Genomic DNA, 21333 nt, shown 5'->3' with positions numbered 1-21333 from the left:
ATCTTATGCTGCCGCTGGCACCGCCCCTGTGCGGGGTGGCTCCGCTCACTTCTTGAGGATGATGTCGATCCGGCGGTTCGCCGCCCGGCCCTCGGGCGTGTCGTTGGACGCCACCGGCTCGGTATCGGCCTTGCCCTCCGCCTTCAGGCGGGACTTGTCGGCGAAGAGCGGGTCGAACTCCGCCATCACGGATTCGGCGCGGGCCTTCGACAGGTGCCAGTTCGACGGGAAGCGCAGGCGCCCGCCGCCGGTCATCGGCACATTGTCGGTGTGGCCGGTGATCAGCACCGCGCCCGGCTCCTCCGCCACCGCGCGGCCGACGCGCAGCACCGATCCCCGCACCTTGTCGTTCAGGCCGGCGCTGCCGCTGGCGAACAGGTTGCTGCCGCGCATGCGCACGGTGATCGACAGCGCGTCCTCCGTCACCTCGACCAGCCCCTCGGCGATCTCCGGCTCCAGGAACTTGCGCACGCGCTGGACCTGGGTGGTCTGCGGCGGCGGCGGCGGGGCGATCTGCGGCGGCGGCGGGACGGCTTCCGCCAGCTTGACCGGGACCGGCGCCTCGATCACCACGCCGCCATGCGGCGGCAGGCCGCCCATGCCGGCGAACAGCCGGTCCGACGCGCCGTTCAGCAGGAAGCTCAAGCCCAGGAACAGCAACAGCAGGAACAGCGCCGTGCCGGCCCCGGCCACCCAGACCGGCAGCGAACTGCGCGGCGGACGATAGTCCACCGCCAGTGCCGCCGCGTTCGGGCAGAGGATGCGGTCGGCGTAGCCGCGATGCTTGACCAGGATGTTGTAGACGTCCTCGCGGATGCGGGCATGCTCGCTGTCCTGGCGCCCGGCGACGCGGTAACGGCCGCGGAAGCCCAGCGACAGGCAGAGATACATCAGTTCCAGCAGGTCGCCGTATTTGCCCGGATCCTGCCGGGCGGAGGCGAGCCGTTCATAGAACTGGTCGCCGCCGACAACGTTCTTGTGGAACATGCTGGTGACGTTCTGGCGCGTCCAGGAACTCTGGCTGCCCCATTGCGAATTCAGCACGATGTCGTCGATCAGGGCGCAGAGCGCGTAATGCGCGGTCGCCTGCGTCGCCGCGTCCATGCCGGACTTCGTCACCCAATGCTGGAAGTCGCGCAGGGCCGAGATCACGCGCTGGCGCAGCGATTCCAGATCCGGAACACCGGTCACGTCGTTCAGCCGCGCCGCCAGCAGCAGCACCGGCGAGGCGGCGGCGGCAAGCGGCGAGCGGGCGGCGAAGATGCCGGCCAGCGCCGGTCCCGGAACGCCGACGGCCTCCACCCGCGCCGCGGCGGGCGGTTCCCCGCCACCGGGCGTACCGGATGCGCGCCGGCCCCCCGGCGTCGGCATCAGGACCGTACGTTCCGTTTCCGGTCCGGGCATGCCGCCAAACTGATCGCCGCCTTGCATGTCCACCCCAATCCGCGCGCCGTCCCGAAAGCGGTCCGGCCCCTGTTTTGCAAACACTGTGAACGAACTAACCGAACTTTATCTAGCCATTTCTAGCCGGCGAATTCGGGGTAGGCGCGGCGGATGGTCGGGCCGCCGCGCCCGCCCCGGCCGGGTGCCCGCTCAGGGTTGACCGGGCTGCGGTGCCGCCAGCGGGAAGGGGTTCAGTTCGTTGCCGCCGGTCTTGAAGATTGCGGACTGGCTCCACTTCTTCTCGCGCGCCAGACGCGGCACCGCGCGGTTCACATACTGGCCGAGCGTCAGGTTGTAGATCGCCTCGTCCCCCGGCAGCAGGGCCTTGCCCTTCAGCCCTTCCAGCACCGCATGGGCGAAGATGCCGTTGCGGCCGTCATAGCTGTCCAGCGCCTCCTCCTGCTCCGACGACGCGGCTAGCAGGTAGCGCTGCCCCATGTCCTGGTACAGCTTGTCGACGGTGCCCGCCGACACCGCGCCCGAATGGCAGGTGTCGAGCATCACCAGCACGTTGCGGGCGGAAATGGCGCTGACCAGCCGGTTCAGCTCCTTCTCCGACAGCCCCTGCTCGCTGATCGCCTGCGGGGTGGCGGCGGTCACGTTCTGCGTGATGAAGTGGTAGAGCTTGACCGACGGATCCTTCGGCGACGGCACGATCACGCCATGGCCGGCCAGATAGAGGACGACGGTGTCCTCTTCCCTCGCGTTGGCGGCGAGCTCCTCCAGCCCGGCGATCACGGCGTCGCGGCTCGCCTGCTCGTCATAGAGCGCCTTCGACAGAGCCAGCGACTGCTCCCGGTCGTAACCGGCGGGAACCCGGCCGCTCACCGCCTCGGCGAAGGAGGAGGCGTCGGCGCGGGCGAAGCGCAGCTGCGTGCCCTCCGGCCGGTACTTGTCGATGCCGACGACGAAGGTGATCAGCCGCGGCTTGGCCGGAGCGGCGCGCTCCGTCACGCCATCGGCCGTCTTGCCGCCTGCCGTTGCCGCGTCCGCCGTCACCGCCGGCTTGGGCAGCACGAAATCGACCAGCGGCGAGCGTTCATAGATCGCGTCCGTACCATTATAGGCGCGGATCTGCACCCGGTTGCTGCCGGGATCAAGGCGGACGGTGCTGACGCGCTCCTCCGGCGGCGGGGTCTGGTCCTTGTTGGCGTCCGCCGGCGTGGCACCGGCCGCAGGCTGGGCCTGAACGGCGGGCTGCGGGGTCGGCTGCGCGGCGGGCGCCGGCTCCTTGGCACGGGCGAAGGCGCGGGACTTGTCCTGGCCGCTGACGTTGCGGCCGTTGCGGAAAAGGTCGACCGAGCCGATGCCGCCGCCGGTGTCGGCCAGCCGGTAGCGCAGCCGCACCGACCCGACCCCCTCGGGCAGCGTGACCGACAGGCGAGGCTCCTCCGCCGCGATGTCCAGCTCCGGTCCCTGCGGCGCGGGCTTGGCAATCGCCTGGGGCACCGCCTGCGGTGCCGGCTTCGCCGCTGCCGCTTGTGGGGTGGGCGCCGGCTCCTTGGCGCGCGCGAAGGCACGGCTGACCGGCGTCATGTCGAGCGGTTGGCAGGTTTCGGCGGGCGTGGGAACCGTGGTGGCGCCGACAGGCGCCGCAGGAGCGGGAGCGGGAGCGGAAGTGGACGCTGCCGCCGGAGCTGCAGCCGCGGCGTCCGTCGCGCCGGTGCCGAGCGCCAGCCCACGGCTGGCGGCGGGCACGGTGCAGTAGTCCAGCAGGGTCACCTGCGGGCGGCGCTGGGTCAGCAGGCGGATGTCGCCGATGGCGGACAGCCGCGCGGCGATCTCCGCCTGACCGGTCTGCTGCAGCTTGGCGCGCACCAGTTCGGGGGCATTGAAGACGCGGTAGACCTGCTTGAACTCGACCCACTGGCTGCCCTTCTTCTTCGGGTCGTTCAGGTGGAAGCCGACCAGGGTCTCGCCGCCGCTTTCGGAATGGTCGAAGAAGGCCTCCGGCGTCCACAGGACCCAGCGGCGGCCGTCGCGGTGCGGGAACAGCGCCGCCAGTTCCTCCAGCGGACGGGATCCTCCGGACAGCGCGTACCAGCGCAGCGTGCCGTCGCCCAGCGCCGCCACGGCGACACGCCCGTCGGCCGACGCGACGACGCCCCACACGGCGGCCGGCACCTCGGCGCGGGCAAGCTCGGCCCCGGCGGAATCGAGCAGGCGCAGGCTGAACTCCCCGCCCAGAAGGACCCGGCGCTGCTTGCCCAGGACCGTGACGCTGCGCGCCCATTCGCCGCTGTCCAGCTTCACCGGCTGGCCGTTGACCTTGGGCGTGCGGGTGTTGCGCCAGTCGGAAACGCCGATCCCCGGACCTTCCCCCACCGGCCGTGCGAAACCGGGCAGCGCGTCCGGCGCCGGGGTCAGGCTGCGGGCCAGCACGTCGAAGCGCATCGGCCGCTGGCCGGCCTGCTCCATGCCGAATTCCAGCACCAGACCGTCGTCGGACAGGCCGAAGCGGCCGAGATGGATGTCCCGGTAGTCGGCGACGTCGCCCATGCGGGCGAACTGCAGCCGGCCGGCGGGGTCGATCACGCCCCATCCCGGATCGGCGGCGGCGAATGCGACCCCGCCGCCCTGCAGGGCCAGCAGATGGGTCACGGAATCACGCGCGGCGGGCGTATCGGTGTAGGCCCCCTTGCCGGCATCGGCCCAGCGCCGCACCACGTTGCGCTTGCCGTCCACCGTGGCGGTGCCGGCGGCGACCAGCGCCGTGCCGTCCCAGGCGACTGCGGCGAAGCTGCCGCCGGTGACGCCGGTGGCCTTGGCGCTGTGGCGCGTCTTCAGGTCGGCGGCGGCCAGCACGTCGACCTGCGCCTGATCGGCATAGCCGACGGCCAGCAACGCACCGTCCGGCGAGAAGGCGACCGAATAGGGCATGCCCTTGCCCGGCTTGCGCTTGGCCTTCGGCTTGAAGGCGGTGTCGTAGAGACGGACGTTGCCGTCGAAGGACGCGGTGGCGAGCCGCCCGTCGGGCGCGAAGGCGAGCGCCGACACCCGCGCTTCATAGGCGGTGTCCTCGGCGACCAGCTTGAAGCTGGCGCTGTCCCACACCCGGATGCCGGCGGTGCCGCCGAAGGCCCCGGCGACGAAGCGCCCGTCGGGCGAGAAGGCGAGATCGTTCAGCACCTGCGGCTGTCCCGGAAGCCGGGCCTTCAGCCGCTGCGCCTTGACGTCGAACAGGTAGAGCGTGACGCCGTCGCCCCAACTCGACCCGGTGTTGCCGGCGGCGACCGCCAGCGACCCGTCGGCCGACAGGGCCACGGCATAGAGCGCGCCCTCGTCCCCCGCCTCCATCGGCACGCGCAGGACGCCCAACGGCTCCCCGCCGTCGCGCGCCCACAGGCGCAGGGACTTGTCGTTGGAAACGGTGGCGATCAGCCGGCCCTGCGCGTCGCCTGCCAGCCGGTTGACGCGGGCGGTGTGGCCGCCGGTCTCGATCCGCAGGAACGCCCCCGTGGACGCGTCGCCCGCCAGCACCGGCCGTGCCGCGAAGGACCCCGCCACACCGCAGATGAGCGCGCCCAGTAGGACCACGGGAAGAGCGCCGCGCCGCAGGCGCGCGTTCAGGCGAGAGAGACAGCCGGCCATCATCCGTTCCGCTTGCACTGGTGTCGTCCGGCGGCGGTCCCGCGCATCCTCTGCGAAAGACCGCCGCCGGTCAGGTCATCGGACAGCGCCGATCAGGCGGCGTCCAGCGTCGCTTCCTTCTGGGCGATCTGCTGGATGCTGCTGGTGGTGGCGTTGATGCGCTCCGACGTCTCGAAGGCGGTGTTGGTGCGCTCGACCACCTGGGCGGCCTGGGTGGTGGCCGTCTGCTTCGCCGGCTTCTTCTTGGTCTGGGCCTTGACCGCGGTCTTGGTGCGGATCTTCTCGGCCGAACCCGGCTCGATGTTGTCGGCGGCGATCAGATACTCGTCACGGCGCTTGACGATGTTCTGGTTGATGCTGCTGGCGATGGCGTAATCCTTGTCCAGCTGGCCGCGGATCAGCGCCAGACGCTGCTCGGCCTCCGGCTTGCCGATGCGCTTGGCCTTGTAGTCGGCCTTGACGCGCGCGATCTCGGCGCGGCGGCAGTTCACCAGCTGGTCAAGAGCGACCTGGGTGCGGCTCAGGTTCTGGTTCTCGGTATCCAGGTCGGTCATCACGCCCAGGATCGCCTGGTCGCGGCCCTGCTGCGACTTGGAATTCCAATAGCCGCCCAGCGTGCCCAGCGCAGCACCCGCGGCGGCGCCGATCAGCGCGCTCTTCACGTTGCCGCCGACGATCGCGCCGGACAGCGCGCCCACGCCGGCGCCGATGGCGGCGCCCTTCAGCATGTCCTCGGCATAGTAGTTGCCGGTCGAATCGAGCGCGACGCGGTACTGGTAGCAGGCGTCGCTGCCATCATTGGCGCCGATGCGATCCGTCTGCGTGGTCACGCAGCCGCTGAGCGCCATGGCGACGATGGTGAGTGAGACGAGGCTTGCCTTGGCACGGTTGCTTCGCATGACCTGGATTCCCGTTTGCTTTTCTGTTCAAGACATATTTCGATCAGATCCAGAACTCCGGGCCGTCCGCACCACCCCCACAGTGGGCGCACCCCGTCGCCGATCAGGACCCGCCGCCACGCTGCCACAGCAACAACTGTAACGGAAGAGGGCATTACTACCAATTCGTGCGGCCTTTTATGCAATTTTCCAGCCTGTAGCCTTTGGGGCACGGCTGCCCGGGAGAGGTATGATGTTCGGAGCTGGGGGGATATGATGTTTGGAAGAATGCGGCGCCGGATGGCCACAGGGGCTCTTGCCGGTCTGGGAGCCGGCCTGACGGGCGGTCTTGTCGCCGGAATGGTCCTGACGGCGGCTGCGAGCCCGGCACGGGCTGAAATCGCGGCGCTTGTGATCGGAATCGACCGCTACACGCAGATCAACCCATTGCAGGGCGCCGTCAACGACGCACGCGACATCAGCACCGCGCTGAAGGGCCTTGGCGTCAGGAAACTGCGCCTGTTCATCGACGGCGAGGCGGAACGCAGCCGGATCATCGCCGCGTGGCGGGAGTTGATCGCCGAAACTTCCCCCGACTCGACCCTGGTGCTGACCTTCGCCGGCCACGGCGCGCAGCAACCGGAACGCGTACGCGGCAGCGAGGTCGACGGCATGGACGAGTTCCTGGTGCTGGCGGACTTCGCCCCGCGCGGTCCCGGCACCGCCCAGCGCCTGACCGACGACGAGATCGCCATTCTGCTGAAGGAAGCCGCCCCGCGCCGGGTGATCTTCGTCTCCGATTCCTGCCATTCCGGCACGATGACCCGCGGCTTCGACGACCGCGCCGGCATGCTCGGCACGCGGGCGGCGACGATCGGCGGGGCGCTGGTCGACCGCATCGAGGACGACGCCCTGCCCCCGCCCACCCGCGCTGCCCTGCAGGCGGAGGCGGACGACCAACCGAACGTCACCTTCTTCGCCGCCGTCGCCGAACATGAATTGGCGCCCGAGGTGATGATCGACCGCAAGCCGCGCGGCGCGCTCAGCTGGGCCTTCGCCAATGCGTTGCGCGGGCAGGCCGACCGCGACGGCGACGGCATCGTCACCAAGGGCGAGTTGGAGACGCACATCCGCGGCGCCGTCCGCATGGCCCTGGAAGGCAAGCAGCATCCGCAGGTCCAGCCGCGCGGCCGTGGCGAGCTTCCGCTGATCGACCCGGTCGCCACCAAGCCGAAGCCGCCGTCCCTGCTGCCCGCGGCCGGCCCGATCCCACTGCGCATCCTGGGCAAGCCGGCGGCGGTGAAGACCCTGGCCGCCGGCCTTTCCGGCATCGAGGTCGCCGGCAAGAACGATCCCGCCCTGGTCTGGGACAGCGCCACCGGCGAGGTGGTCAGCTCGATGGGCGACGTGCTGGCCAGCATCGCCGGCGACCCGATGTCCCCGGAAACCCGGCGGCGGGTGCAGGGGGTGGTCGACAAATGGTCGCTGGTGGTGCGGGTGAAAGCGGCGGCGCAGGATCGCTCGCTGGCCCTGGCTCTGGAACCGGGCGACCGCAACTACCGGCAGGGAGAGACGGTCTCGCTCGACATCCGCGCCAACAGCGGGACTTATTTCACCCTGATCAACCTCGCCGCCGACGGGACGGTCAACTACCTCTACCCGCTGGCGGAGCGCAACGACCCGGCACAGATCCCCAAGGGCGGCCCCTACCGGCTGGCGCTGACGGTGGAGCCGCCCTTCGGCGCCGACCATTTCCTCGCCATCGCTTCGCCCAAGCCGATGACGGCGCTGCAGCGGGACCTCGCCGCGCTCGACGGCAAGCCGGCCGCCGCGGAGGTCGCCACCCTGCTGACCCGCCACCTGACCGGCCAGCCGGTGGAATTCGGCATCCACGGCGTCTACAGCACCGCGCGGTGACTTGAAAATGCGACAGGATCCGGTCAGTTGCGAAAGCCCCTCTCCCCTTGTGGGAGAGGGGTTGGGGTGAGGGGTTGCAAACCTAATTATTCCAACGGCCTACGGCCGCCCCCCCTCATCCCAACCCTTCTCCCACAAGGGGAGAAGGGCATTCGGTACGAAACGTCGCCGCTAGAATGCCGCTACGTTGACCCGGTTCCATCACCCCCGCGACGCCGCGCGGCGGTCCGCCCGCATCAGGGCGGCGCCGCGCTCGGCGATCATCACCGTCGGCGTGTTGGTGTTGCCGGAGGTCAGGGTCGGCATCACCGACGCGTCGATCACCCGCAGGCCGCGCACCCCGCGCACCCGCATCTCTGCATCCGTCACGGCGGTGGCGTCGTCCCTGCCGCCCATCCGGCAGGTGCCGACGGGATGGAAGATGGTGGTGCCGATGTCGCCCGCCGCATTCGCCAGCTCCTCCTCCGTCTGGAAGCTGGGGCCGGGCTTGTATTCCTGCGGATGGTAGGGGGCGAGCGCCGGCTGCGCGACGATGCGGCGGGTCAGCGCCAGCGCCTTTGCCGCCTTCGCCCGGTCGGCCGGATCGGACAGGTAGCAGGGGGCGATGGCCGGGTTCTCGCGATGGTCGGCCGCGGTGATCCGCGTCCAGCCGCGCGAGGCCGGGCGCAGGTCGCAGACGCTGGCGGTGAAGGCCGGGAAGCCGTGCAGCGGATCGCCGAACTTCTCCAGCGACAGCGGCTGGACATGGTATTCCAGGTCGGCCGTCTCCATCTCCGCCGAGGATTTGGCGAAGACGCCGAGCTGGCTGGGCGCCATGGTCAGCGGCCCCTTGCGGAACAGCGCATACTCCAGCCCCATCATTGCCTTGCCGAACAGGCTGCCGGCCCGCTTGTTCAGCGTCAGCACCCCATCGACCTTGTAGATCATCCGCAGCTGCAGATGGTCCTGCAGGTTGGCGCCGACGTCGGGCGCGTCCAGCACCACGGGAATCCCGAGCGCCTTCAGATGCTCCGCCGGGCCGATGCCGGAGCGCTGGAGGATCGCCGGGCTGCCGATGGACCCTGCGGCCAGCACCGTCTCGATCCTTGAAGTCGCCCGCGCCGGTTCGCCCTTGACGGTGAAGCGGACGCCGGTGACGCGGCCGTCGGCGATTTCCACTTTGTCGATGGCCGCCTCGATGGCGAGTTTCAGGTTCGGCCGGTCGAGCGCCGGGCGCAGGAAGGCCTTGGCCGCGCTCCAGCGGATGCCGCCCTTCTGGTTCACCTCGAAGCTGCCGACGCCGAAATTGTCGCCGCGGTTGAAGTCGTCGGAGCGTGGGATGCCGGCCTGCTGCGCCGCCTCGGCGAAGCGGTCGAGCAGGTCCCAGCGCAGCCGCTGCCGCTCCACCCGCCATTCGCCGCCGACGCCATGCATCTCGTCGGCGCCGCGCCAGTAATCCTCGCTGCCCTTGAAGACCGGCAGAACCTCCTTCCAACTCCAGCGGTCGTCCCCGGTGATGGCGGCCCATTCGTCGTAATCGCGCGCCTGCCCGCGCATGGCGATCATGCCGTTGATCGACGAACAGCCGCCCAGCACCTTGCCGCGGGCATAATGGATGCTGCGGCCGTTCAGCCCGGCCTCCGCCTCCGTCTTGAAGCACCAGTCGGTGCGCGGGTTGCCGATGCAGAACAGGTAGCCGGCGGGGATGTGCAGCCAAACCCAGCTGTCCTTGCCACCCGCCTCCAGCAGCAGGACCGAGACGTCCGGATCGGCCGACAGCCGGTTGGCCAGCACGCAGCCGGCCGTGCCGCCGCCGGCGATGATGTAGTCGAAGCTGCCGAAATCGAGCATGTCCGCCATCGCTTCCCTCCCGGGGGATTTATCGATTTGTCAGACATATTAGATTGCTGCCCCACCGGACGATCCAGAAAAATCTTGCGGCGCTTGGCTCTTTCGCTCACTTCCGGTTGACCAGCGCCACGCCGCAGACCGCCACCGCCATGCCGGCCAGCGCCACGACGCCCAGCTTCTCGCCGAACAGGACCCAGGCGATCAGCGCCGTGACCGGCGGGGTCAGGTAGAACAGGCTGGCGACCTTGGCCGCGGCCCCGCGGCGGATCAGGGCGAACAGCAGGAAGATGGCGCCGACCGACAGCACGAAGCTGAGCCATAGCAGGGCGAACAGGAACTCCCCCGTCCATTGCACCTGCATGGTTTCGGTCAGCGGCGCCGCGACGGCCAGCACCAGCGCCGTGGCGGCATACTGGATCGCGGTGCCGCTGCGCAGGTCCATCCCACCGCCATGGCGCTTCTGGTAGAGCGTGCCCAGCGTGATGCCGACCAGCGCCGCGACGGCATAGCCGATGCCGATCAGATGCTCCACATCGATCGACAGCTTCTCCCGCACCACCAGCCCGACGCCGGCAAGGCCCAGCAGCAGGCCGCCCCATTGCCGGCCGCTCACCCGCTCGCCCAGCAGCGGGCCGGACAGCGCGGCGGTCAGCAGCGGCTGGATGCCGACGACCAGCGCCGTGACGCCGGCCGGCAGCCCATGGGCGATGGCGAGGAAGACCCCGCTGAGATAGACGCCGTGCACCAGCAGCCCGGCCAGCGCGATCCGCCCGGCCGTCGCCCAGTCCTTCGGCCAGGGTGCCCGGCTCGCCAGCGCCACCAGCGCCAGCACGACGGCGACCAGGCCCAGCCGGATCAGCAGGAAGGTCAGCGGCTCCGCATAGGGAAGCCCGTATTTCGCCCCGATGAAGCCGGTGCTCCACAGCAGCACGAAAAGACCCGGCATCAGGCGCAGCCAGGTCTGGCCGCCGCCCGTCGCGGTCTCGCTCATGAAAAACCCCTTCCCCTGCGGTCAGCTCACCGCCGGGACGGCCGGGGACGACTGGGTCGGCTGCCGGCGCGCCTCGGCGACCGCCTGGATGTGGGATCGCAGATCCGCGTCCTTCTGCACCAGCCGGCGGAAATCCTTCTCATCCAACACCAGCAATTGGCAATAGCCGAGCGCCCGCACGTCTGCATTGCGCCGCTGTCGGGTCAGCAGCGCCATCTCGCCGAAGAAGTCGCCGGTGCCCAGCTTCACCGGCTCCGCCAGATTGGGCACCAGCACCTCGACCGCGCCGGACGCGATGAAGAACATGGCGTCGCCGCGCTCGCCCTTGCGCACGATGGTCTCGCCCGGCAGGGCCAGCTGCGCCCGCAGCAGCGTGGCGATGGTCGTCACCCGTTCGGCCGGCAGATCGGCGAACAGCGGCACCCGGCGCACCAGTTCCGCCACGTCGAAGCGGACATCCAGCTTCGGCAGCCGTTCCAGCACCCGGCGGCGCTGCTCCAGGTCGCGCTCCAGGTCGGTCAGCACCTCCTGGCTGATGATCGATTCGGCGTACAGGGTCCGGTAGTCGGCATGCTCCAGCCGCAGGGCGGCGCGGCCGACGTAGCGGCTCTGCAGCACCACGGCATAGTCGGGATACTGCAGCTTCAGGGCGGACAGCGCCTGCTCGACGATGCCCAGCCGGCCGACCAGCATGCCTTCCAGCTCGAACGCCACCTCCTGCCCCAGCACGCGGGCCAGCCGGTCGCGGGTGAAGGCCAGCAACTCGCGCAGGACGGTGCGCACGGCGACCAGCACCTCGAACCGCATCGACAGGCGCCGGGCCAGCGGCCGGTGGATGCCGAAGCGGCGCTGCAGCCAGCTGGCCCCCCGCATCCAGGGCGAGAAGGCGATGAAAGGCTCCTCGAAGGCGCGGTAGCCGTTGCGGCCCTGGGCCTTGACGGCGTCCAGCAGCCGGCCGCTGCGCCCGGCCAGCATCTCCATCACCGCGCGCGACACCACGCCTTCGGAGAAATGGGCGTAATAGAGCTCTTCCTCGCGGTTCACCAGGATGACGAGACCGATGGTGATGCGGTCCTCGTCGGTCAGCTTCGCCTCGTCCCGACTGTCCTGGTCGATCTTCTTCAGACGCTCCTCGTAGCGGGAGATCATCACGTCCTTGACGGCGCCGTCGACCTCATAGGTCTGGGCGACGGCGGCGACGCGGTCGCGAATGCTGTCGGTGGACAGCGCCAGCGCCCGGTTGCGCATGGCACGCTCCACCGGCGTCAGTTCGTCCAGCTTCAGCACGCGGATCAGCCAGCGCAGCGTGGTGCCGTTGACGAACAGGGTGACGAAGACGAAGCCGGTGACCATCACCGCGACGAAGCTCTGGACGCGGTCCGGCACGCGGAAATTCTCGGTCACCGCCAACGCCAGCGTCAGCGACACCGCCCCGCGCAGCCCGCCCCACAACATCACGGTCTTGTAGGAATTGCTGACCTTCTGCGCCAGACCGGCCCAGGACAGCACCGGCAGCAGGCCGAACAGCACGACCGCCCGCGCCGCGAAGGCGGCGGCGACCACCACCAGGACCAGCCCGACCTCCGCCCAACCGGCATCGGCCATCAGGCGCGGCACCAGGATAGCGGTCAGCAGGAAGATCAGGGAGTTCGCCCAGAAGCCCAGCTGCTGCCAGACATGTTCCATGGCGCCCCAGGTGGCGGGGGAGATGCGGGTGCGTCCGACCGACCCGATGACCAGGGCCGAGGCCACCACCGCCACCACGCCCGACGAGCCGACATAATGCTCCGCCATCACATAGGACAGGTAGGCCAGCGCCACCGTCAGCGTGATCTCCGCCATCGGCTGGTTGCGCATCGGCTCCACCAGCATGCAGACGATGCGGCCGCAGATGTAGCCGGTGACGACGCCGCCGGCGAAGTCGCGCAGGAAGTCCAGCGCCGCCGCCCCCGCCCCGCCATGGGAGGTGCGCGTCAGCATCTCCAGCAGCAGGGTGAACAGCGCGATGGCCGCGGCGTCGTTCAGCAGGCTCTCGCCCTCGACCAGCGTGGTCAGCCGCCGTGGCGCGCCGAGGTCGCGGAAGATGCCGATGACCGCCGCCGGATCGGTGGAGGCGACGATGGCCCCCAACAGAAGGCAGGCGACCAGCCCCAGCGAGGTGAACAGGCTGACGGCGTAGCCGACGGCGAAGGTGCAGACGAACACCGCCACCACCGCCATCAGCAGGATCGGCCCCAGATCGTCGAACAGCCGCCGCACATCGACCGCCAGCGCCGTTTCGAACAGCAGGATCGGCAGGAAGACGTGCAGCAGCACGTCCGACGAGATGTCCAGCTCGGCCAGCGAATTCAGGAAATCGTGGAACGGGTCCTTGCCCGGGCCGGCGAAGGTCTGGATCACTGCGCCCAGCGCCACGCCGACGCCCGCCAGCAGCACCGTGTAGGGCACTTGGAAGCGGGCGGCCAGCGGCGGCAGGAAGCTGACGAGGGCGAGAAGCCCGGCAACGCCGAGGACTTGAATGACGATGTCGTGCATGTTCCCACGGGGACGGCTGCGGCGTGGGCTGCACGGTATCGCCGCACTGTGGCCGGAGCAAGACCGGGAACCACGGAGTCCTGCAGCAAAAATGGTCCCGGACGGCTAGCCCCTTCTACCGTTGGGGCAGGATGGTCACCGCGGCGGCGGTGCCGCGATCCCACGCGACTGCAGATACTGCCGGCAGCGCCGCTGCCAGTCCGAAAGCGGCGAGGACGGGTCGAGTGCGGAGTGGAAGATGTAGTCGGCCGCCGCATCCTCCGATACCGGCGAGCGGTGCAGAGCGTCGGCGTTCCGTCCCAGCAGATAGGCCACGACGTGGAACTGGTTCATGCGGGCCAGCACCAGCGTCACCGTGCTGCCGCTCTCGTCGGTCGCCTCGATGTCGGCACCGGCATCCAGCAGGATGCGGACGGCATCGGCGTTGCGGCGCAGGCCGGCATTGACCAGCACCGGCTCGCCGATGGAGTTGCGGGCGTTGGGATCGCCGCCGAAGGCAAGCAGCAGCCTCAGCCAATCGGTGTCGGTTCCCGACGCCACCATGGTCAGCGCCGATTCCCCGTCGCGGGCGCGGCGGTTGGGATCGGCCCCGGCCTCCAGCAGAGCCTTCGCCCCGGGCTTGCTGTTGCTGGCGATGGCGAACAGCAGCGGCGTCATTCCCTCCGTTCCGCCCGCGTTCGGGTCGGCGCCCGCGGCGGCGAGCTGGCGCACGGCAGCGGCGTCCCCCCGTCCGGCGGCGTCGGCCAGCCTGGCCGTGGCGGCATCGGGGAAGAAGTGGCTGGCGGGCGGCAGAGCGGGCATGGCGGACCTCGCGAAGGGGGTGGGAAGGAGCGTCCAGCCTGCTGCGGCCAGCGCCAACAGGATCAACAGCCGGCGGAGAAAGGCAATGCCGGGCTTGGGGGCTGCGGCGGCAGGATTGCCGTCACCGGTGCAGCGCGGCACGCAACTGCCCCTCGTCCGCGCGCTTCTGTTTTTCCAGCGCGTTGATGGGATAGGCCATGCCGTGCTTGGTGACGGAATCGGCGCCGACGCCCTTGACATACTCCATGCCCTTCTTGCCTGCGGCTGTTCCCTGGAAGGCGTTGCCGTGCTCGTCCACCGCCTCCAGCGGCACATTTTTCCCGATGCTGGTCGGCATCGGCCCGACGAGGTTCTGCGCGGTGGTCAGCATCTCCCCGTCGACCTGATAGTTGGTAACCTTGCCGCCGTTGGCGCGCGACTTGCCGAAGGCGGCGACGGTCTCGTCCTTCAGCCCGGCGGTGTTGAAGGTGGTGCAGGGCACGTCGGCCACAACGGCGCCCGCGGTCGCCAGACCGCCGCCAAGCGAATGGCCGGCCATCTCCAGCCGCGGCCCGACCTTGCTCTTGACCTTCTGCGCCGCCTGGATCGCCCGCTCGTAATAGTCGGATCGCAGGCCGATTCCCTGCTGCAGGTTGTTGACCCAGTCCTCCTTGGCGGTGAAGGTGGTTCCCTTCGGCACCAGGACGACCTGCGGCGGGGACCCGAACACCTTGGGGTCCGCCACATACAGCTCCGCCCGGAATCCCGACGCGGTGCCGGGGTCGAGGTCGCTGGGGACGAGGCCGTATTTGCGCAGTTCCGCCGGGTCGTCGCTCAGGCGGGTCCAGCCCGGCGGCGGGGTCTTGGGCGAATCCGGGCCGTTCTCATGGTGATAGACGTCGGCGGCCAGCCGCGCGCGCTCCACCGCCTTGTTGTCGCGGGCGAAGCGTTCCGTCACCTCCGGCAGGACCTTCTTCTCGCGCGCCTCCTTGATCAGCGCCTGCCGTTCGGCCACGCGCTTGGCCTTGGCGTCGATTTCCGCCTGGGAACAGGGGATGGTCGGGTTCTTGGCGGGGACCGGGGTGCTCTTGCGGAAATGATTGGCGAGATCGTCGGTCAGCGTCTGGCCGGCGGCCTTGGCGCCGCGCTTGGCCGCTCCGCTGAAGTCGCCCTCCATCACCGCCGCCCTGGTCTCCTTAAGGCCGGCCTTGACGGTGTCGGTTGCCATACGGCCGCCGGTGCGCAGGGTCTGGTAGGTCGCCTTGGCCTTCGCCGTGGCGCTTTCGGCCATGTCGGTCAGCGTGGACAGGATCGGCATGGCGTCAGTCCCGCTGCGACAGAGCTGCGATCATGGCGTCGACCCACTCGGTCAGCCATTCCGCCTTCTGGTCGGCGGTCATCGCCGGATCGGCCAGCACCTCGCGCGCCGCCGGGCTGTCCTCGTCGAACCGGTCGCCGGCCAGCGCCGCGGTGACGATGTAGCAGGCCGCCTGCCAACGGGTGGTCAGGCCATGGCCTTCCGCCCGCGCCAGCTGGTCCCGCCCGAACTCGCGGAAGCGGTCGGCCGGCACCGGATCGGCGTCCGGGAACCGGTCGGCGAGGTAGCGGTGCACCGCGCGGATCAGATCCTCTTCCCCCAGCCGGTCCATCTGGGCCTGCGACAGAACGAACACGGTGCACCCCGATCGATTGCGTTACCAGGGTATGATAGAGGTGCAATCATTGACAGAGAAGCGGCAACGCCGGGTTTTCATGGCTGAGTTGGCCTGGGAGAGTACAAACCGGCCGTCAGGTCCTGGAACCGGGACACGCGGTCGATTACCATGGCTCCGGCTTTGCCCGAATCGGAGATAGGGGACGTGAGAATGGGGATGGTCAGGGGTCTGCGGCCGGTGTCTGCCGGATTGGCGCTGTTTCTGGCATTCGGCGGAGTGGCCGCGGCCACCGAACCGACCGCCGCCCCCACCACGACGGAGGACTTCATTCGGGCCCTGCGGCCGGACGCTCCCCCGACCGACGAGAAGCCCGACGAGAAGCCCAGGACACGCGGCCTCGCGCTCGGCACCGGTAGCGCTGCGGAACCAGCGGCACCCCCACCGGCTTCGGCACTGGCGCCCGCCGCTGCCCCCGCCGCTGCCGTGAAGCCGAAGGCCACACCCAGGATCAGTTTCCAGGTGGAGTTCGCCTTCAACTCGGCGGAGCTGACGCCGAAAGCCGCCGGCATCCTCGACGAGTTGGGCCGCGCCCTGACCTCGCCGGATCTCGCCGCCTACCGCTTCCAGCTGACCGGCCACACCGACGGTGTCGGCAACCCCGACTACAATCTTGCCTTGTCCAAGCGGCGTGCCGCCTCGGTGCGCGATTACCTGACCCGGAGCTTCGGCGTGTCGCCCGGGCGGCTGGTGGCAATCGGCCGCGGGTCGCAGCAACTGCTCGACCCCGTCAACCCGGCCAGCGACGCCAACCGCCGGGTCGAGATCGTCAATCTGGGCTCCTGACCACCGGCAGCACGGCGGGGAGACGGGGCGCCAGGGCGACGGCGGCTCAGCGCCAGCCGCCGTCCCGCGTCAGCCCGGCCAGGATGTCGCGCAGGATGGCATGCGCCGCACGGGCGGCGACCGGCATCGGCCTGCCGGCGGCATTGGCCAGCAGGATAGTACGGTCGATCTGCGGATCGACGATGGGCAGCCCGGTCAGGCGGTCCGCCACCGCGCCATAGCGCGCCACCCGCTCCGACAGCACCGTATAGCCGCAGCCCTCGGCCACCAGCGCCTTGATCTGTTCCAGCGCGTCGATCTCCATGGCGACGGTGACGCGGGCGCGGGCCAGCAATGCCGCATGCTCCACCTCCTCGCGCACGCCGTGCGGGCGGCCGGGCAGGATCAGCGGCAGGGCCAGCGCCTCGGCGAAGGGGATGGACCTGCGGCCGCGCAGCAGCGGGTCGTCCGCCGGCCCGACCAGATGCAGGCTTTCCCGCGCCACCAGCTCCGTCTCCAGCCCGCCCATCTCCTCGGCACCGAACACCAGCGCCAGATCCAACTGCCCCGACAGCACCCATTCCCGCATGTGACCGGACAGCCCCTCCACCACCCGCAGCCGGATCTGCGGGTGGGCGCGGCGCACCGCCAGCGCCAGCGGGACGGTCAGCACCGGCCCCAAGGATGTGGGGATGCCGACCGTGGCCGGGCCGGCGGGGACGGCCTCCACCGCGCGCACCTCGTCGCGCAGCCCGTCCATGGACTCGATCAGCGCCGCCGCCCGCTGCGCCAGCCGCCGCCCGCTTTCGGTCGGCACCACGCCACGCGCCGTGCGCAGGACCAGCTGGCAGCCGAAATCCTCCTCCATCCGCTTCAGATGCAAGCTGAGCGCCGGCTGCGCCACCCGCAGCGCCTCCGCCGCGCGGGAGATCGAGCCATGCTCCACGATGCCCAGGAAATAGCGAAGCTGCCGCACATCCATCCCGCCGGAACCCTTGCCGTCGATAACGCAATGCTATGAGAGCGGCGGCAGAGATCGCGTGTCAATATGGCATTGTTAGCGACGGCTCCTCGTTTTCCACCGTGGAGCCCCCCTCTTGATCGCCGCAAATCCGTTAACCATTTACCCTTCAGGCGTCGGGCGGTCGCGCATTTTGCGGACCCTCGGGGGCGCCGTCCCGCGCCGGATGGCTGGGCGGGAGACCTTGGAAACGGAGTGCCGGATGGACTTCGGTCAATTCACCGATCGTGCGCGTGGCGTCATTCAGGCTGCGCAGATCGCCGCCCTTGCCGAGCGGCATCAACAGCTTCTCCCGGAACATCTGCTGAAGGCCCTGATCGACGAGGGCGGCGGCGTCGCGGCGCGTCTGGTACGCGACACCGGCGGCGATCCCGACCTGCTGAAGTCCGCGACCGAGGAACAGCTCGCCCGCGCCCCCGTCCAGCCGGGCGCCAACGAAGGCCCGCAGCCGCTCTACATGTCGCCGGCGCTGGCCGCCGTGCTGCAGGGCGCCGTCGCCTCCGCGCGCAACGGCGGCGACCGCTTCGTCACCGCCGAACGCCTGCTGGAGAGCCTCGCCCGCCAGAGCGGCCCGCTGCGCGCGCTGTTCCGCCGCGCCGGCGTCGATGCCGACGCGCTGGCCGCCGCCGCCGATGCGCAGCGCAAGGACCATCCCGCCGATGCCGAGACCGAGACGACGGCCGGCGAGGCGCTGGCCCGCTACACCCGCGACCTGACCGAGGAGGCGCGGCAGGGCCGGCTCGACCCGGTCATCGGCCGTGACGACGAGATCCGCCGCACCATCCAGGTCCTGGCCCGCCGCACCAAGAACAACCCCGTCCTGATCGGCGAGCCCGGCGTCGGCAAGACCGCCGTGGTCGAAGGTCTGGCCCAGCGTCTGGCCTCCGGCGACGTGCCGGAAGGGTTGAAGGACCGGCGCGTGCTGTCGCTGGACCTGACCGCGCTGCTGGCCGGCGCCAAGTTCCGCGGCGAGTTCGAGGAGCGGCTGAAGTCCGTCCTGAGCGAGGTGCAGGAGGCCAACGGCCGCATCATCCTGTTCATCGACGAGCTGCACACCCTGATCGGTGCCGGCCGCACCGACGGGGCGATGGATGCCGCCAACATGCTGAAGCCCGCGCTGGCGCGTGGCGAGCTGCGCTGCGTCGGCGCCACCACGCCGGACGAGTACCGCAAGTACATCGAGAAGGACGCGGCGCTGGCCCGCCGCTTCCAGCCGGTGACGGTGGACGAGCCGTCGGCAGACGACGCCGTGTCGATCCTGCGCGGCATCAAGGGCAAGTACGAGGTGCACCACGGCGTACGCATCGCCGACGCGGCGGTGGTCGCGGCGGTGAATCTGTCGGCGCGCTACATCGGTGACCGCCGCCTGCCCGACAAGGCCATCGATCTCGTCGACGAGGCGGCGAGCCGCCTGCGCATGGCGATCGACAGCAAGCCGGAGGCGCTCGACGCCGTCGACCGCCGCGTCGCCCAGCTGAAGATCGAGCGCGAGGCGCTGAAGGCCGAGCCGGACGCCGCCTCGCAGGAACGCCTGCATGTGCTGGAAGGCGAGTTGGTCGAGGCGGAGGCCCGCCAGACCTCTATGGAAGAGGAATGGCGCGCCTCGCAGTCCCGCCGCACCGAAGGCCGCCGCCTGAAGGAGGAGCTGGACCAGGCCCGCACCAGACTGGAACGCGCCCAGCGCGACGGCGACTGGGCCAAGGCCGGCGAGCTGGCCTATGGCGTGGTGCCTGACCTGGAGAAGCGTCTGGCCGAGGCCGAATCGCGCGCCAGCACGGAGCGTGACGAGGTGACGGCCAAGGACATCGGCGCCGTCGTCACCCGCTGGACCGGCATCCCGGTCGAACGGATGCTGGAGGGCGAACGCCAGCGGCTGAAGGGCATGGAGGACAAGCTGGCGGAGCGCGTGGTCGGCCAGAAGGAGGCGGTGCGCGCGGTGTCCAAGGCGGTGCGGCGCGCCCGTGCCGGCCTGAAGGACCCCAGCCGCCCGACCGGCTCCTTCCTGTTCCTGGGTCCGACCGGCGTCGGCAAGACAGAGCTTGCCAAGGCGCTGGCCGCCTTCCTGTTCGACGACGAGACGGCGATCACCCGCCTCGACATGTCGGAGTACATGGAGAAGCACGCGGTCAGCCGCATGATCGGCTCGCCGCCGGGCTATGTCGGCTATGACGACGGCGGCTCGCTGGCGGAGCGCATCCGGCGCCGGCCCTATCAGGTCGTGTTGCTGGACGAGGTGGAGAAGGCGCATCCCGACGTGCTGAACGTCCTGCTGCAGGCGCTCGATGACGGGCGGCTGACCGATGGGCAGGGCCGCACCGCCGACTTCCGCCACGCCATCCTCATCATGACCTCCAACCTTGGGGCCGAGGCGCTGAGCGCCTTGGGCGACGACGAGGATATGGCCGGCGCGACGGTGGAGGTGATGGACGCGGTCCGCAAGGCCTTCCGGCCGGAGTTCCTCAACCGGCTGGACGATGTCCTGATCTTCCGCCGGCTGGGCCGGGACCAGATGTCGCGCATCGTCGACATCCAGTTGGCCCGCGTCAACGAGCGGCTGGCCGAGCGCGGCGTCACCCTGGAGGCGGACGCGGCGGCCAAGCGGCGGCTGGGCGATCTGGGCTGGGATCCGGCCTTCGGCGCCCGTCCGCTGAAGCGGGCCATCCAGGGCCTCGTCGAGGACCCGATCGCCGAGCGCCTGCTCGACGAGGAGGTGGAGGGCAAGACGATCATGACGCTGTCGGTGGCCGATGGCCGGCTGGCGCTGGACGGCGTGGTGGTCGAGGAGGACCGCGCGCACGGCTTCAAGGCGCCGGAGCGTCCGCCGCTCGGCTTCGCCCTGCCGCCGGTGGCGAGCGCCGCCACGGCGCGGGAGGCGTCGGTCCACTGACCGGCCCCCGGCAATAAGGAAAGATCGGCGGTAACGGAAAAGGCCCCGGACGCGATGCATCCGGGGCTTTTTCATGGCCGGGTGATGGCCGGACGGGTCAGACCAGAACGGCGCCCTTCACCTTGCCCACCCGCCTGAAATGCTGGTTGTTGCTGAGATGATGGTGGAGGAAGGACGGGTTGTAGTAGCGCGCCTCCATACCGAAGACCGCCTGCATGTTCTGCAGCGGAAAGCTGCCCTGGACGGCGATGTTCGACTGCTCCATCGCCACCAGATAGCAATAGACGACATGGCCGGAGCAGAAGAACGCTTCCCGCCCGCCCGCCATCAACTGGTCGAGCAGGGTGTTGATGCGGTCGGTGGACTGCACCGCACCCCCGCGGCCAAGCGACTTGACGGCGCCGCCGATGGTATAGGGCATCTGGGTGCCGCCTTGGGCGAAGCCGCCGCCGACGATGCCCTGCCGCATCATGATCGCGGTCTGCGCCGCCCCTTCGCCGATGCCGGGGGTGGTGCAGCGGAAGACGTCGTAGCTGTAGTTGGCGTTCTTGGTCAGCAGGTTGTTTTCCTGCAGCCCGTCACCGTCCATCTCGATGATGGTCGTCGGCGAACTCGCGATGCCGGCATGGATGAAGTCCGACTTTCCCCGGCTGAACAGCTGGCCGATCTTGATGGCGATGCCGGTGGCGCCCAGGCCGTGCCGATGCTTGATCATGATGTCGCCGGCCTTCACGGCCCCGATCACCGCGTTGGAACGCGCTCGTGTCATGCCCTGTCTCCCTGTGACGAACCGTGCGCCGACATCCGCGGTCGCTTGCGGCCCAGTTCCGCAAACCCACTATACGAAATAACGGGAGGTCGGCGAAAGAAGTACCACCACCTGAACAATCAGCTTTTCATCGGACAGCGGGGACGGAAGCCCCAACTATTATCGACCTTGATTACCTGATCTCCCGCAGGCGCATTTTTCGTGAAGTTTCTTC

At 69.8% G+C, this 21333-nt stretch carries 14 protein-coding genes; 3 read left to right on the top strand and 11 right to left on the bottom strand.

From position 1 onward, the window contains the following. Positions 1-45: 45 nt before the first annotated feature. The 3 genes from tssL to ACWPKK_RS21680 all read right to left on the bottom strand — a co-directional run bounded on the left by tssL (position 46) and on the right by ACWPKK_RS21680 (position 5933). Positions 46-1371 carry a type VI secretion system protein TssL, long form gene (tssL, locus tag ACWPKK_RS21690; protein ID WP_452008331.1) on the bottom strand — a complete coding sequence of 442 codons (1326 nt, stop codon included), beginning with the start codon at positions 1369-1371 and terminating at the stop codon, positions 46-48. Positions 1372-1593: 222 nt separating this feature from the next. Next, complete coding sequence (locus ACWPKK_RS21685; protein WP_452008329.1) at positions 1594-5034, bottom strand: caspase family protein; 3441 nt, start codon at positions 5032-5034, stop codon at positions 1594-1596. A gap of 92 nt (positions 5035-5126) precedes the next feature. Then, positions 5127-5933 carry a YMGG-like glycine zipper-containing protein gene (locus tag ACWPKK_RS21680; RefSeq protein WP_452008326.1) on the bottom strand — a complete coding sequence of 269 codons (807 nt, stop codon included), beginning with the start codon at positions 5931-5933 and terminating at the stop codon, positions 5127-5129. A gap of 279 nt (positions 5934-6212) precedes the next feature. Between ACWPKK_RS21680 and ACWPKK_RS21675 the strand changes: the two genes are divergently transcribed. Continuing rightward, on the top strand, positions 6213-7829 hold the full coding sequence (locus ACWPKK_RS21675; protein WP_452008323.1) for a caspase family protein: 1617 nt from the start codon (positions 6213-6215) through the stop codon (positions 7827-7829). 201 nt (positions 7830-8030) lie between these two features. Here the strand turns inward: ACWPKK_RS21675 and ACWPKK_RS21670 are convergent, their stop codons facing one another. From ACWPKK_RS21670 to ACWPKK_RS21645, 6 genes are all read right to left on the bottom strand, one after another. Beyond that, on the bottom strand, positions 8031-9668 hold the full coding sequence (locus ACWPKK_RS21670; RefSeq protein ID WP_452008320.1) for a GMC family oxidoreductase: 1638 nt from the start codon (positions 9666-9668) through the stop codon (positions 8031-8033). Between the two features lie 97 nt (positions 9669-9765). Then, complete coding sequence (locus tag ACWPKK_RS21665; protein WP_452008317.1) at positions 9766-10650, bottom strand: DMT family transporter; 885 nt, start codon at positions 10648-10650, stop codon at positions 9766-9768. A gap of 21 nt (positions 10651-10671) precedes the next feature. Further along, positions 10672-13185 carry a cation:proton antiporter gene (locus ACWPKK_RS21660; protein ID WP_452008314.1) on the bottom strand — a complete coding sequence of 838 codons (2514 nt, stop codon included), beginning with the start codon at positions 13183-13185 and terminating at the stop codon, positions 10672-10674. Between the two features lie 135 nt (positions 13186-13320). Then, a complete protein-coding gene (locus ACWPKK_RS21655) occupies positions 13321-14127 on the bottom strand; it encodes an ankyrin repeat domain-containing protein (RefSeq protein WP_452008312.1) in 807 nt (268 codons plus the stop codon). After that, on the bottom strand, positions 14108-15283 hold the full coding sequence (locus tag ACWPKK_RS21650; RefSeq protein WP_452008309.1) for a phospholipase: 1176 nt from the start codon (positions 15281-15283) through the stop codon (positions 14108-14110). The genes ACWPKK_RS21655 and ACWPKK_RS21650 overlap by 20 nt, the downstream gene beginning before the upstream one ends. 4 nt (positions 15284-15287) lie before the next feature. Then, positions 15288-15638 (bottom strand): hypothetical protein, encoded by a 351-nt coding sequence (locus ACWPKK_RS21645; RefSeq protein ID WP_452008306.1) that lies wholly within the window; start codon positions 15636-15638, stop codon positions 15288-15290. Between the two features lie 192 nt (positions 15639-15830). On the opposite strand from ACWPKK_RS21645, the gene ACWPKK_RS21640 reads away from it, so the two are divergent. After that, positions 15831-16463, top strand: a complete 633-nt coding sequence (locus tag ACWPKK_RS21640) for an OmpA family protein (protein WP_452008303.1) — start codon at positions 15831-15833, stop codon at positions 16461-16463. Between the two features lie 46 nt (positions 16464-16509). Here ACWPKK_RS21640 and ACWPKK_RS21635 read toward each other — a convergent pair whose 3' ends face one another. Beyond that, positions 16510-17424 carry a LysR family transcriptional regulator gene (locus ACWPKK_RS21635; protein ID WP_452008301.1) on the bottom strand — a complete coding sequence of 305 codons (915 nt, stop codon included), beginning with the start codon at positions 17422-17424 and terminating at the stop codon, positions 16510-16512. A 241-nt stretch (positions 17425-17665) separates the two neighbouring features. On the opposite strand from ACWPKK_RS21635, the gene clpB reads away from it, so the two are divergent. After that, the gene (clpB, locus tag ACWPKK_RS21630) at positions 17666-20350 is read left to right on the top strand and encodes an ATP-dependent chaperone ClpB (RefSeq protein WP_452008299.1); all 2685 of its coding nucleotides are present in this window, start codon (positions 17666-17668) and stop codon (positions 20348-20350) included. Between the two features lie 97 nt (positions 20351-20447). Here clpB and ACWPKK_RS21625 read toward each other — a convergent pair whose 3' ends face one another. After that, the gene (locus ACWPKK_RS21625) at positions 20448-21119 is read right to left on the bottom strand and encodes a hypothetical protein (protein ID WP_310117805.1); all 672 of its coding nucleotides are present in this window, start codon (positions 21117-21119) and stop codon (positions 20448-20450) included. Between the last annotated feature and the right edge of the window lie 214 nt (positions 21120-21333).

Source organism: Azospirillum largimobile (assembly GCF_977007025.2).
This window is presented reverse-complemented; position numbering and strand designations above follow the sequence as displayed.